At 33.1% G+C, this 14,774-nt stretch carries 9 protein-coding genes; all 9 read left to right on the top strand.

The genetic code is table 11. The annotated features are described in order from the left end of the window. The first annotated feature begins 5 nt into the window (after window positions 1-5). The 9 genes from M3P09_RS14300 to M3P09_RS14260 all read left to right on the top strand — a co-directional run bounded on the left by M3P09_RS14300 (window position 6) and on the right by M3P09_RS14260 (window position 14,773). Window positions 6-1,883, top strand: a complete 1,878-nt coding sequence (locus M3P09_RS14300) for a sodium:solute symporter family protein (RefSeq protein WP_099563951.1) — start codon at window positions 6-8, stop codon at window positions 1,881-1,883. A gap of 2 nt (window positions 1,884-1,885) precedes the next feature. Beyond that, window positions 1,886-2,857, top strand: a complete 972-nt coding sequence (locus tag M3P09_RS14295) for a glycoside hydrolase family 130 protein (RefSeq protein ID WP_099563952.1) — start codon at window positions 1,886-1,888, stop codon at window positions 2,855-2,857. Between the two features lie 11 nt (window positions 2,858-2,868). Beyond that, entirely contained in the window at window positions 2,869-3,948 is a 1,080-nt protein-coding gene (locus tag M3P09_RS14290; RefSeq protein ID WP_249973661.1) for a carbohydrate-binding family 9-like protein, read from the top strand. 40 nt (window positions 3,949-3,988) lie between these two features. Continuing rightward, the gene (locus tag M3P09_RS14285) at window positions 3,989-5,152 is read left to right on the top strand and encodes a glycoside hydrolase family 18 protein (RefSeq protein ID WP_249973660.1); all 1,164 of its coding nucleotides are present in this window, start codon (window positions 3,989-3,991) and stop codon (window positions 5,150-5,152) included. 25 nt (window positions 5,153-5,177) lie between these two features. Continuing rightward, window positions 5,178-6,311 (top strand): putative glycoside hydrolase, encoded by a 1,134-nt coding sequence (locus M3P09_RS14280; RefSeq protein ID WP_249973659.1) that lies wholly within the window; start codon window positions 5,178-5,180, stop codon window positions 6,309-6,311. A 9-nt stretch (window positions 6,312-6,320) separates the two neighbouring features. Beyond that, window positions 6,321-8,519, top strand: coding sequence for a GH92 family glycosyl hydrolase (locus M3P09_RS14275; RefSeq protein ID WP_249973658.1), 2,199 nt, complete (start codon window positions 6,321-6,323; stop codon window positions 8,517-8,519). Window positions 8,520-8,529: 10 nt separating this feature from the next. Then, window positions 8,530-10,851 carry a glycoside hydrolase family 20 protein gene (locus M3P09_RS14270; protein WP_249973657.1) on the top strand — a complete coding sequence of 774 codons (2,322 nt, stop codon included), beginning with the start codon at window positions 8,530-8,532 and terminating at the stop codon, window positions 10,849-10,851. A 96-nt stretch (window positions 10,852-10,947) separates the two neighbouring features. Further along, the gene (locus M3P09_RS14265; RefSeq protein ID WP_249973656.1) at window positions 10,948-13,311 is read left to right on the top strand and encodes a PSD1 and planctomycete cytochrome C domain-containing protein; all 2,364 of its coding nucleotides are present in this window, start codon (window positions 10,948-10,950) and stop codon (window positions 13,309-13,311) included. Window positions 13,312-13,315: 4 nt separating this feature from the next. Further along, window positions 13,316-14,773, top strand: coding sequence for a DUF1501 domain-containing protein (locus M3P09_RS14260; protein WP_099563959.1), 1,458 nt, complete (start codon window positions 13,316-13,318; stop codon window positions 14,771-14,773). Window position 14,774 lies beyond the last annotated feature (1 nt).

Raw genomic sequence — 14,774 nt, 5'->3', positions numbered from 1 at the left:
AACTAATGAATATTATTGATGTATTAATAATTGTAGTCTACATCGTACTAACCTTGGGGGTGGGTATTTGGATTTCTAAAAAAGCCTCAAAAGGTTTAGATTCTTATTTTTTAGGAGGAAATAGTATTAAATGGTATTATTTAGGGCTAAGCAATGGCTCGGGAATGTTTGATGTTTCGGGAACAGCATGGATGGTTGGCATCCTATTCTTATATGGCGCTAAAAGTTTTATGTTTATGTGGATTTGGCCCATTTGGAATCAAATCTTTATTATGATTTTTCTTGCTGCATGGATCCGTCGTTCTAATATAATGACTGGTTCTGAGTGGATTTTAACACGTTTTGGAGATGATAAGGCTGGTAGAGCATCGCACCTTATTGTTGCTATTTTTGCAATTATAGCTTCAATTGGTTTTATCGCTTACTTCTTTGAAGGAGTTGGTAAATTTATGACTATTATTTTGCCATGGGACTTAACTTTGATGATGGGTAATAGTACTTTATTAGTATCAGAACAAAGTTATGCGCTTATTATAATATTTTTAACAACCATTTATACTATTAAAGGAGGTATGTTTTCTGTTGTAGCGACAGAAGTATTACAATATGGTATTATGGTTTTAGCTGGTGTTTTGGTTACCATTTATGCTTTTGTAACGATTACAGATGCCCAAATAGCTGCAATTATTCCCGAAGAATGGAGTTCTATTTTATTTGGAATGGAGTTAGAAGGTTTTTGGGATGGAAAGCTACATGCCTTTAATGATTTAATAGATTCTCAAGGCTATAAAATGTTTGGTGCTTTTATAGGAATGTCTTTATTTAAAGGTATTTTCGCAAGTATAGCAGGACCAACTCCAAGTTATGATATGCAACGTATTTTGTCAACACGTTCTGTAAAGGAAGCAGCTTATATGAGTGGCTTTACTAATCTTGTTTTATTTATACCTCGATATTTATTAATAGGCGGCATTGTAGTTATTGGGTTGGTTTTTTTAACTCCAGAAATGAGTGCTATGGATAGTATTGGTTCTAACGATTTAGAAATTATTCTTCCTAAAGTTATTAATTTTCATGTGCCAGTTGGTATTAAAGGATTGTTGTTAGCAGGACTTTTAGCGGCATTTATGTCTACATTTTCTGCGTTTGTAAATTCTGGTCCAGCATATATTGTTAACGATATTTATAAAAAATATTTTAAACCAGAAGCATCTCCAAAGCATTATATAAAAGCAAGTCATATAGCATCTTTTAGTATTGTAATAATTGGTGTTGTTATGGGCTTTTTTGCAGATTCTATAAACTCATTAACTTTGTGGATAACAAGTGCGTTGTATGGTGGATACGTAGCAGCAAATTTTTTAAAATGGATTTGGTGGCGTTTTAATGGTTGGGGGTATTTTTGGGGAATGTTAGCAGGCTTAATTATTGCAACACTTCAGTTTTTATTGGATCAAAATAAAGCTAATTTTGAAATAGGAACTTGGCTCTACGATTTAGCACAGATTCCTGCCATTTATGTGTTTCCAATTATATTTTTTGTGTCACTTTTAGGATCTTTTTTAGGAACTTGGTTAACACCAGCAACGAATATGGAAACCTTAAAGAGCTTTTATAGTAATGTTAAACCTTGGGGTTGGTGGAGTCCAGTTTATAAAGTATTAAAAGCAGAAGATGCTACGTTTACAAAAAACAATAATTTTATAAGCGATATGGCTAATTGTGTTATTGGAGTTATTTGGCAATCTAGTATGATTGTACTACCTATATATTTTATGGTACGCGATTATCCAAAAACTTTATGGGCACTGTTAGTTTTTATTATAACTTCTATAATCTTAAAATTTACTTGGTTAGATAAAGTAAAAAAATATAAAAATTAATAATGCAAAATAGATCTTTTCCTTGGCAAAATAAACCTGAAAATTGTCAGGATGTTATATGGCGTCATGACGCTAATCCAATCATTAATAGATACGATATTCCAACCTCAAATAGTATTTTTAATAGTGCTGTTGTTCCTTTTAAAGGTGGGTATGCAGGAGTTTTTAGGTGCGATAATAAAGCAGTGCAAATGAATATTTTTGCAGGCTTCAGTAGCGATGGCATTAATTGGAAAATTAATCACGAACCTATTGAGATGCAGGCTGGAAATACTAATATGATAGAATCAGATTATAAATACGACCCTCGAGTTGTATTTATAGAAGATAGGTATTGGATAACTTGGTGTAACGGCTATCACGGTCCAACTATAGGTATTGGTTATACTTTCGATTTTAAAGAGTTTTTTCAGTGCGAAAATGCGTTTTTGCCATTTAATAGAAACGGAGTGCTATTTCCTCAGAAAATAAATGGAAAATATGCTATGTTAAGCCGTCCTAGTGATAACGGTCATACCCCATTTGGAGATATTTACATTAGCTACAGCCCAGATATGAAATATTGGGGAGAGCATCGTTGTGTAATGAAAGCAACAGCATTTGAAGATAGTGCATGGCAATGTACAAAAATTGGTGCAGGACCCATTCCAATTTTAACTAATGAAGGTTGGTTGATGATTTATCATGGTGTTATAAATACATGTAACGGATTTAGATATGCTATGGGATCGGCGCTATTAGATGAAAATGAACCCGATAAAGTAAAATATAGAACCCAACCTTATTTATTAGGGCCAGCAGAACCTTATGAAATGGTAGGAGATGTGCCAAATGTAGTATTTCCATGTGCAGCTTTGCATGATATAGAGGCAGATAAATTAGCCATTTATTATGGTGCTGCAGATACTGTTGTTGGATTAGCTTATGGAAAATTGAGTGAAGTAATTCAATTTACTAAAAACAATAGCCTATAATTTAGAACCGCATGTATTCGAAATTTAAATATTTAAGTGTAGTTTTTGGTTGTATTTCAATACTAAGTTGTGCACAAACTGAAAAAGAAATTATTCCACAAACCTATGTTGCCTATAAAACATCAGAAGATATAATTATTGATGGGAAAGCAGATGAAGCTGTTTGGAAAAAAGCCAAGTGGACTAATAATTTTATAGATATTGAAGGAGATAAAAGACCAACGTATCAGACCAATGTAAAAATGCTTTGGGATGATAAATACTATTACATTTTTGCCGAAATGAAAGAACCACATGTTTGGGGGGACATAACCCAACGTGATGCTGTCATTTTTTATAATAATGATTTTGAAGTGTTTATCGATCCTAATGGCGATACTCATAATTATTATGAATTAGAAATCAATGCCCTTAATACCATTTGGGATTTATTCTTGACTAAACCCTATGGAATGCCAGGTAGTAAGGTGTTAAATAACTGGGGCTACTCAGACTTAAAATCTGCTATCAACATTGAAGGAACACTTAATAATCCAAAAGATATAGATAAAGGATGGACTTTAGAAATTGCCATTCCTTTTAAAGATTTTAGAAGATCTCGAAAAATAAATAATGTACCAAGTAATCAGTTTTATCGTGTAAATTTTTCGAGAGTAAATTGGGATTTTGACTTGAAAAACGGTAAATATTCTCGAAAAAAAGATAAGCGAGGTAAGTTTTTGCCAGAGTATAACTGGGTTTGGTCGCCAATGGGTGTAATAAATATGCATAAACCAGAAAAATGGGGTTATGTATATTTTTCTTCCGAAGAAGTTGGTAGAAATGTAACTTTTGAAATCCCAAAAGATGAAAAAATCAAATGGAAATTGTATGAATTATTTCATGCTAATAGAGCGTTTTATAAACAGAATAATCGAAAAGCTACATCAATTAGTGATTTAAAAAAATCTAAAATAATTATTGACAATAATAAAATAATCCCAACTTTAGAAAACCATAAATTTGGTTGGACGATTTCTGTACAAAGCCCGTTTACCAATCATATTTTATCAGTAAAAGAAGATGGTTTGTTTACTAGAAGAAAGATATAAATTAAGCATATTCAAGGTTTAAATTTAAACAATAAGAAAAATGAAATCAATATATAAATTAATACAATTAATTGTTCCTATAAGTTTAATGCTTTTGTTTTTAGGATGCTCAAAATCCGTTGAAAAAAAAGAAACCCCAGTTAAAACCTCTGTCGAAGATTTAAAAATAATCGGATATGTAGCTGGTTACGAGGATTATGATCCATTTGATCCGTCTAGTGTGGATGCTAATAAACTAACACATATAAATTATGCCTTTGCCAATATAGTAGATGGAAAGCCAAAATTTGAACTGGAATTAGATTCAATCAAAATTCCAAAAGTAATAGCACTTAAAAAAAAGAATCCCAACTTAAAAGTTCTATATTCAATAGGCGGGTGGGTTTGGTCTGATCAATTTTCGCATATTGCAGCATATCCTGAATCACGATTAAAATTTGCAAAAGGTTGTGTTAAACTTATGAAAAAACATGCATTTGATGGCGTAGATTTAGATTGGGAATACCCAGGGCAACGCGCTGAGGATAATGCGATTAGACCTTCGGATAAAGAAAACTTCACAAAGCTACTTGCCGAAATTAGAAAACAATTAGATGCAGCTGCTAAAACTGATAATACACATTATTTACTAACAATTGCAACAGGAGCAAATCAAGCCTATATTGATAATACAGATTTAGGGAAAGCGCATCAATACCTAGATTTTATAAACATCATGTGTTATGATTATTATCATGGGTGGTATTATCAAACTGGACATCATGCTAATTTATATCCTTCAGATAAAGAGCGTTTTACTGGTAATAGCGGGCAAGCTGCTATTGAAAGACACATTAAAGCTGGTGTTCCTGCTAACAAACTAGTAATGGGGATTCCTTTTTATGGTAGAATATGGGAAAAAGTTTCAATAGGTAATGGTGGTTTGTACGAAAATGCTATGTCTACTGGAATGATTATCCCGTATTGGGATATCGTTGATAAAATAAAATCTGGCGCCTTTAAAAGAGAATATGATGTCTCTGCAAAAGCATCTTATTTATGGAATGCTACTGATAGTATTTTTATTTCTTATGAAACTCCAAAGGATATCGAATTAAAAGCTAAATACATCAAACAAAACGGTTTAGGTGGTGCTATGTTTTGGGAGTATAGCCTAGATAAAGATCAGGAATTGTTAAATACACTTTATAAAAACATAAAATAGTTTAATTATTATTAAAACTAACAAAATGAAAACATTAAGATTATTACTAATTTTTGCTTTGCTATTTAATATAATGGCGTGCAATCAAAATAAAAACGAGCAGAATAATAACACTGATGTTAATGACGAAGAAATAACAATGGCATCAAATGAATCTGCATTTAAATTTGGTACTTGGATAACCTCTAGCAAGAAAAAATCTAATGAAGATTATGCAAAAGAATTTGAACGCTACAAATCAGGAGGTATTGATGAGATATTAATTAATACAGGAACCGATCCTAAAGAGTTGGAACGATTAGTGCCTATTGCAAAAGCAGAAGGATTAAATGTACATGCGTGGATTATGGCTGTAAACAGACCTGGAGATAAAGAAGCTTTAAAGCACCCAGAATGGTATCAAGTGAGTCGCGAGGGAAAATCATGTTTTGATACGCGTCCTTATGTTGGTTATTATCAGTGGTTGTGCCCAACTAGAGAAGAATCTCGAAACCATATATTAGGTTTAGTTGAAGGATTAGCAAAAGTTGAAGGTATTGAAAGTGTGCACTTAGATTATATTCGTTTTCCAGACATCTTTTTACCTATAGGATTATTGCCAAAATACAATTTGGTTCAGGATGTAGAATTACCAGAATACGATTTTTGTTATTGCGATGTTTGTGTCAGCGAATTTGAGAAAATCCATCATAAAAATCCAAAAGAAAGCAAAAACACAGCTATTGACATGGAGTGGAAAAATTTTAGACTTAATGCTATTAAAGCATTGGTTGACGATGCTTACAAAATAGTTCATAACAATAATAAAAGACTAACGGCAGCAGTTTTTCCGTATCCTGAAATGGCAGATCACATGGTGCGTCAGCGTTGGGATAAATGGAATATTGATGAAGTTTATCCAATGATTTATCATAGTTTTTATAATGAAGAAATTGATTGGATTGGATATGCTACTAAACAAGGTGTAACTGATATAGAATCTGAAAATATTGGATTAAATACAGGTGTTTTCCTACCGCCATTTAAAACAGGTGAAGAGATTAAAGAAGCCATTTTACAAGCTAAAAATAATGGTGCCATTGGGGTAACGTTTTTTGATGGACCCCAATTAACAGATGAATATTTACAAACTATCAAAGAAGTAAAAGCTTCATTTTAAAAAGTTATTATGTTAAAAAAAGGTATTGTTTTAATAGTTAGTATTGTCCTGTTTTTTAGCTGTGCACAGGAAAAAGATAAGTCTATAACAAAACTTACCGATTTTGTAAACCCATTTATTGGAACTGATGGTCCGGGAAACACATACCCTGGTGCTACAGTGCCGTTCGGGATGGTACAGCTAAGTCCAGATATTGGTATTCCGGGTTGGGACAGAATTGCTGGTTATTACTATCAAGACTCCATAATTTCTGGGTTTTCGCATATGCATTTAACAGGTACTGGGGCAGGCGATTTATATGATGTTTTAGTGATGCCAACCAATAGTAGATTTAATAAACGTATTAAAGCAAATAGTTATAAGCCCTTTTCTTCATTTTCCCACGATAATGAAGTAGCATCTCCTGGATATTATTCTGTTGATTTATTAGATTACGGTATTAAAGCAGAAGTTACAGCAACTAAGCGAGCAGGAATTCATAAATACACATTTCCTGAAGACAGCTTATCACAAATCCATATCGATTTAGGATATGCATTAAATTGGGATGCACCAACAGATACACATATTAAGGTTATAGATGATACTACTATTGAAGGTTACAGAAAATCTACAGGTTGGGCAAAAGACCAAAGGGTGTTTTTTCAAATGGAATTTTCTAAACCATTTGATTCATATCAATTATTTCAAAATGACACATTAATAGAAAATTCCGCGAAAGCGAAAAACACCAAAATTATTTTAAATTATAGTACTACAGAAGGCGAAGAAATTGTTTTAAAAACTGGGATTTCAACAGCAAATACTGAAGGAGCAAAACTGTCTTTAAAAAATGAAGCAGCCCATTTTAATTTTGAAGCTTATAAAAAACAAGCCGATAGTGTTTGGGAGACCCAATTGAAAAAAATTGAAATAGAAACTGAAGATGAAACCAAGAAAAATATTTTCTATACTATGCTTTATCAAAGTATGCTAGCACCAACACTTTTAAGTGATTATAATAGTAACTATAAAGGTGCTAATGATACTATAATGAAAGCTGAAGGATATGATAGGTATGATACTTTTTCGTTATGGGATACTTACAGAGCAGCACACCCTTTGTATACTATTTTACATCCAGACCGAGTAAATGATATGATACAATCGTTATTAGCACATTATAAAGAAACAGGTTTGCTTCCTGTTTGGTCTATGCAAGGAAACGAAACTAATATGATGATTGGTTACCATGCTATTCCTGTTATTGTTGATGCCTATTTTAAAGGTGCAGATTTTGATATTCAATTAGCTTATGAAGCTTGTAAGGCAAGCGCAATGGATAATAACAGGCAAATAGATATTTATAAAGAATTAGGATTTATTCCTGTAGATGAACAACACGAAAACTGGTCCGTATCAAAAACTTTAGAGTACGCTTATGGAGATTGGTGTGTTGCCCAATTTGCAAAAGCTTTAAATAAAACTGATGATTACAAATACTTTTTAAAGCGATCTGACAACTGGAAAAATGTATATGATACTAAAAGTACCTTTATGCGCCCCAAGTTAGAAGATGGTACTTTTATAAAAGAGTTTATTCCAAAAGCCTATACACCTTACTTTTGTGAGAGTAATGCATGGCAATATTTTTGGTCGGTTCAGCATGATGTTAACGGACTTGTTGATGCCATTGGTGGTAAAGAACGTTTTGAGCAAAAGTTAGATTCCATGTTTAGTTATAAACCTTTACCAACTGATAAATTACCAATTTTTAGCACAGGAATGATTGGGCAATATGCACATGGTAACGAACCTAGTCATCATGTTGGTTATTTGTACAATTACATTGATAAACCATGGAAAACACAAGAAATTGTTCGAAAAATTTTAGAAACTCAATATAGAAATGAACCTAATGGGCATTGTGGTAATGAAGATTGCGGACAAATGTCGTCTTGGTATATATATAGTAGTTTGGGGTTTTATCCAGTAAATCCAGCAGAAGGGCTGTACAGCTTTGGTTCTCCAATGTTTGATAAAGCTACCATTAATTTGGAAAACGGAAAGCGATTTAAGATTGAGACAATCAATAATTCAAAAGAAAATAAATACATTCAATCCATCACTTTAAACGGAAATAAAATTAGTAGAAATCATATTTCACATAAAGAGATTATGGATGGGGGAACAATAATTTTTACAATGGGGGATTCTCCAAAAAAATAACAAAACTAAAATGAAATTAAGAGCATTAATAATAGTGTTGAGTCTGCTTATCTTTAGTTGCAGTAATAAAGAAGCTAAAGTATTTACAGAAACAGATATTCAAATCATTCCAAAACCTGAAAGATTAAAATTAGGAGAAGGGCATTTCGAGTTTAATAAAAACACAGTATTTTTTACTACAGATGTATCACAATCTGCAGCAGCTCAAATTTTAATCGATAAATTTAAAACAGTCCAAGGCTGGGATTTAAAAACTGTTGAAACCCTACCTAAATCAAATTATATTCAATTTAAAACTTCTGAAGACATTAAAAAAGAAGGATATAAATTATTGGCTGAAAACAATATAATAACCATTGAGGCTAATAATTTTAACGGCTTTTTATATGGTATAGAAACACTTAGGCAACTATTGCCAGTAGAAATTGAATCCCAAGTTAAAGTTGAAAGTATAGATTGGGTAATACCTAATATAGATATAGTTGACGCACCACGTTTTAAATGGCGAGGTTTAATGCTAGATGTATCGCGTCATTTTTTCCAAAAAGAATATATTAAAAAAACAATTGATCGTTTGGCGTATCATAAAATGAATACATTGCATTTGCATTTAGTAGACGATCAAGGGTGGCGTATTGAAATTAAAGAATACCCTAAATTAACCCAAATTGGTGCCTATAGAGTAGATCAAGAAGATAAACCTTGGGATGGTCGTTATACTCCCAGTTTGGACGAAAAAGCGACTTATGGTGGTTTTTATACACAAGATGATATAAAAGAAATTGTGGCTTATGCAGAAAGCCGTGGTGTAAATGTAGTTCCAGAAATTGAAATGCCAGCACACGTAACTAGTGCTGTAGCATCTTATCCTGAGTTATCTTGTTTAGGAAAGCCTGTTTCAGTGCCATCGGGAGGTCTATGGCCAATAACCGATATTTATTGTGCAGGTAAAGAATCTACTTTCGAGTTTTTAGAAAATGTTTTAAATGAAGTTTTAGAGTTATTTCCATCTAAATATATCCATGTTGGTGGGGACGAAGCCACAAAAACTAATTGGAAAGCATGTGCGCATTGTAAAAAACGAATGAAGGATGAAAACCTTAATTCACCAGAAGAATTACAAAGTTATTTTATTAAGCGAATGGAACGTTTTATAAGTTCTAAAGGAAGAGTGCTTATTGGTTGGGATGAAATCTTAGAAGGCGGACTAGCACCTGGAGCAACCGTAATGAGTTGGCGAGGTGTTAAAGGAGGATTGGAAGCTTCTGAACAAGGACACGATGTAGTAATGACGCCTGGAACGCATTGTTATTTTGATCATTATCAAGGGCCGATGAATACAGAACCATTAGCTTGGGGAGGAAACACACCAGTAAGTAAGGTGTATGAGTTTGATCCGATTGTAGATAGTATGAGTGATGAACAAGCTCAACATGTTTTGGGAGGACAAGCTAATTTATGGTCAGAATATGTGCCTACTGAATCGCATTCAGAATACATGATTTACCCTAGAATTGCTGCCTTGTCAGAAACACTTTGGAGTCCAAAAAAAGATAGAGATTGGCTTGATTTTTCATATCGTATGGAATCTCTTTTTAAAAGCTATAAATATCAAAATATTAATTATGCAAAAAGTGCATATACTATATCATCAGATGCAAAAGTCAATGATGCAACAAATACTATTAATGTGTCATTAAAAAATGAATTTCCCGTTTCAGATATTCGTTATGTTTTAAATGGAGCTTCTCTTGACTCAACAGCCATTGCTTACTCAAAGCCAATAGAAATTAAAGCCACAACAACTATAAAAGCATCGCTTTATAAAGATAATAAACCAGTTGGTAAGGTATTTGAAAAAACATTTAATTATCATAAAGCTGTAGGCAAAAAAGTAGTCTACAATACTAAGTATCATAATAGTTATAAAGGAAAAGAGTCTACTAATATGGTTAACATTATTCGTGGGACTAAAAATTTTCATGATGGTCAATGGCAAGCATGGTTGGTAAATGATATGGAATTAACTATTGACCTAGATGAGGAGATAGAGATTCAAGATGTTTCTGTTGGAACTATGGAGCACCAAGGACCAAGTATTTATTTTCCAACCCAAATTGAAGTCCTTTTATCTAAAGATGGTAAAGCGTTTAAAAGTGTTGGAAAAATAGATAGACCTTATAAAAATAATGCAAGTATTATCCTTAAAGATTTCAATATTCATTTTGATCCCCAAAAGGCACGATTTGTTAAAGTTAAAGCTAAGAATTTAAAGAAAACGGATAAAGGAGGAGACACTTGGATTTTTATAGATGAAATAGTTGTACGTTAAAATCTTTTGTCGAGCTACGGTATAACGTTATCCGTCGAATTTTTTTTGATTAACTTTATATTATAGTTAATATGAGTGTTTAAATAATTCTTAGCAATGGCAAAAGGTAAAAAGTTTAATAATCGTTTTGTGTTAGCACTATATTTTTTAGTGCCTTTTATTATTGTATTATTAATAAAGTATAGCTTATCAATTTCAGAAAGTTCATATCAACCAATTGGTGATTCTACTTCTTCAGAAAATTCTAATTTAGCTTCAGGAGAACAAGTAGGTAATCTTCCAGATACTATTGATTATATTTTTGATGTAAAACCAATTTTATCTGATCGTTGTTATTTATGCCACGGGCCAGATGAAGGAACTCGCGAAGGCGGATTAAGATTAGATACTAAAGAAGGGGCTTTTAAAGCCATAGGAAAAAACTTAGATAAGTATGCAATTGTTTCAGGAAAACCTGAGGAAAGTAGATTAGTATATAAAATTACGAATACAGATTTGCAACAAGTTATGCCTCCACCAAGCTCTAACTTAACCTTGTCTGAATACGAAAAGCAAATCTTAATTAAATGGATAGAACAAGGTGCGGAATGGAAAACGCATTGGTCTTTTGTCCCTCCGCAAAAAAAGGAGGAACCAAAAATAGTAAACGAAGACTGGGCTACTAATTCAGTTGATTATTTTATAGCAAAGCGATTAGAGCAAGAAAATTTAAAACCATCTGAAGAAGCGTCAAAAGAACAACTTATTAGAAGAGTGTATTTTGACCTTACAGGACTTCCACCAACAATAGAAGATATTGACGAATTTATTAATGATAAAGACGCTAATGCTTACGAAAAAGTAATTGATAAATTATTAGCATCAAGTGCATATGGCGAACGAATGGCAGCCGTTTGGTTAGATGTATCAAGATATGCCGATACGCATGGTTATCAAGACGATTTAGAACGAATTATGTGGCCTTGGAGAGATTGGGTAATTAGTGCTTTTAATAGAAATATGGCTTATGATGAATTTGTTAAGTGGCAGTTGGCAGGAGATTTATTACCAAATGCTACACCAGAACAAATAGTAGCTACAGCATTTAATAGAAATCATAAAATTACACAAGAAGGTGGTGTAATTGATGAAGAATATCGCGTGGAATATGTAATGGATAGAGCCAATACAACTTCTAAGGCTTTAATGGGACTAACTATGGAATGTGCTAGATGTCATGACCATAAATACGATCCTATTTCGCAAAAAGAGTTTTATAGTTTTTATGCGTTTTTTAATAAAGTAGGTGAAAAAGGAAGGATTGATTATGGTGAAATTCCAGAGCCGAATATTAAAATTACTAAAAAAGAAATTGAAGAGACGCTATCGTTTATAAACTTACCAGACTCTATAAAAGAGGTTAAACTTATGGTGATGAAAGATAATGCGCCAGATAGAAAAACCTATACGTTAAGACGCGGACAGTATGATGCACCAGATGAAGAAGTAACATTAAGTACACCAAAAGTGATTTTAAAATATGCCGATTCACTTCCTAAAAACAGATTAGGACTTGCCAATTGGCTATTTGATAAAGATAATTCGCTAACTGCTAGAGTAGCTGTAAATAGAATGTGGCAAGACATTTTTGGTGTTGGTATTGTTTCAACATCAGAAGATTTTGGAAACCAAGGAGCTTTACCAACACATCCAGAATTGTTAGACTGGTTGGCTGTAACCTTTAGAGAAGAAGGTTGGGATATGAAAAAAATGTATAAGCGTTTGGTTATGTCTAGTACATACAAACAAACATCTAAAATATCACCTAATTTATTAGAGCTAGACCCAGATAATATATTGTTAGCAAGATATTCAAGAAGTAAATTAACTGCAGAAATGATTCGTGATAATGCTTTAGCAGTTAGTGGTTTATTAGTAAACAAAATTGGCGGACCAAGTGTAAAACCTTATCAACCACCAGGGCTATGGCAAGAAACTACTGGAGGCGGAGGAGGAAGTACTGCAAAATATACTCCAGATTCAGGTGAAGGTTTATACAGGAGAAGCCTATATACTTTTTGGAAGCGAACTGTTCCGCCACCATCAATGATGACTTTTGATGCCCCTACAAGAGATTTTTGTGAAGTAAAACGTCAAAAAACAAGTACACCATTACAAGCTTTAGTTATGCTTAACGACCCTCAGCTTGTTGAGGCAGCAGAACATTTGGCTAAAAAGGTGTTGGAAGACAAAACGATATCTCAAGATGAACGTATAAATTTGATATTCAGAAAAATAACTTCACGTTACCCTACACAAGAAGAGTTAGATAAATTTTCACAATACATTGAAACTGTTGAAACTGATTTTGAAAGTAATACAGAAATAGATAAAACTGAAAATGTTACAAAAACTGAATATGCATATACATTGCTTTCAAGCTTAATTTTCAATTTAGACGAAGCCATTATTAAAGGATAAGATTATGGAAGAATTATCAAAACATTTTTTAAATAATAATAGAAGGCACTTTTTAAAAAAAGTGGGCTTGGGTATAGGAGGTTTAGCTGCTGCATCATTACTGGATCCATTTTCATCCTTAAGTGCTAGTAATAATTTAAACCCGACAGGTTTAAACTTGCCTCATTTTGCTCCAAAAGCTAAGCGGGTTATATACTTATTTCAAAGCGGTGGTCCATCACAATTAGATCTTTTTGATTACAAACCACTATTAGATAAAATGCGAGGTCAAGACCTGCCAGATTCAGTTAGGCAAGGACAGCGATTAACTGGAATGACATCAGGACAAGAAAGCTTTCCGTTGGTTGGTAGTAACTTTAAATTTAATCAATATGGTGAATCTAGAGCTTGGGTTAGTAGTATAATGCCATATACAGCAAAAGTTGTAGATGAATTATGTTTTATTAAATCTATGCATACCGAAGCTATAAATCATGATCCAGCTATTACTTTTTTCCAAACAGGTTCTCAGCAACCTGGTCGACCAAGTATAGGTTCTTGGATGAGCTATGGCTTAGGTAGTCTTAACGAAAACCTACCTACGTTTTCAGTATTATTATCCAGAGGAACTGGTCGTCCTTTTTCTCAACCTTTATATTCTAGACTTTGGGGTAATGGTTTTTTAAGCTCTTTACACCAAGGCGTTCAATTTAGGTCTGGTAAAGATCCTGTGTTATATTTAAAGGATCCAGATGGAATGAGTAGATCTCAGCGTAGAGCTATGCTCGATCATATTAATGAATTAAACCATAAACAGGAAGCCGAATTTGGCGACCCAGAAATTAATAGCCGTATTGAGCAGTATGAAATGGCTTATCGTATGCAAACTTCAGTTCCAGATACAATGAATGTTGAAGAAGAGCCAGAGCATATTATTCAAATGTATGGTGTAGATGCAATGATCCCAGGAACTTATGCTGCAAATTGCTTACTAGCAAGACGTATGGCAGAACGCGATGTACGATTTATTCAATTGTATCATATGGGTTGGGACCAACATTTCGATTTACCTTCACAAATAGAAAAACAAGCTAAAGATATTGATCAAGCAACTGCAGCACTTATTATGGATTTAAAACAACGTGGATTGCTAGAAGATACATTAGTAGTTTGGGGTGGAGAGTTTGGTAGAACAAATTATAGTCAAGGAACTTTAACAGACACTAATTATGGTAGAGACCATCATCCAAAATGTTTTACTATGTTTATGGCCGGTGGTGGAGTAAAACCAGGATTTACTTATGGAGAAACTGATGAGTTTGGCTATAATGTAGCTAAAGATCCTATGCATGTACACGACTTACAAGCTACAATTATGCACCTTATGGGTGTAGATCATACTAAGTTTACTCATAAACACCAAGGTAGACGATTTAGGCTAACTGATGTTTCTGGTCATGTTGTTAATGATATTTTAACCTAAA

Origin of the sequence: Jejuia spongiicola, assembly GCF_023502325.1 — a bacterium.
Lineage (GTDB): Bacteria > Bacteroidota > Bacteroidia > Flavobacteriales > Flavobacteriaceae > Wocania_A > Wocania_A spongiicola.
Note: the sequence above shows the minus strand (reverse complement) of the source record. Positions and strands in the feature narration are given on the sequence as shown.

Excerpts from the sequence above, each read along its gene's own strand:
- M3P09_RS14300 (WP_099563951.1), top strand. The coding sequence starts at position 6 with ATGAATATTATTGATGTATTAATAATTGTAGTCTACATCGTACTAACC.
- M3P09_RS14295 (WP_099563952.1), top strand. The coding sequence starts at position 1,886 with ATGCAAAATAGATCTTTTCCTTGGCAAAATAAACCTGAAAATTGTCAG.
- M3P09_RS14290 (WP_249973661.1), top strand. The coding sequence starts at position 2,869 with ATGTATTCGAAATTTAAATATTTAAGTGTAGTTTTTGGTTGTATTTCA.
- M3P09_RS14285 (WP_249973660.1), top strand. The coding sequence starts at position 3,989 with ATGAAATCAATATATAAATTAATACAATTAATTGTTCCTATAAGTTTA.
- M3P09_RS14280 (WP_249973659.1), top strand. The coding sequence starts at position 5,178 with ATGAAAACATTAAGATTATTACTAATTTTTGCTTTGCTATTTAATATA.
- M3P09_RS14275 (WP_249973658.1), top strand. The coding sequence starts at position 6,321 with ATGTTAAAAAAAGGTATTGTTTTAATAGTTAGTATTGTCCTGTTTTTT.
- M3P09_RS14270 (WP_249973657.1), top strand. The coding sequence starts at position 8,530 with ATGAAATTAAGAGCATTAATAATAGTGTTGAGTCTGCTTATCTTTAGT.
- M3P09_RS14265 (WP_249973656.1), top strand. The coding sequence starts at position 10,948 with ATGGCAAAAGGTAAAAAGTTTAATAATCGTTTTGTGTTAGCACTATAT.
- M3P09_RS14260 (WP_099563959.1), top strand. The coding sequence starts at position 13,316 with ATGGAAGAATTATCAAAACATTTTTTAAATAATAATAGAAGGCACTTT.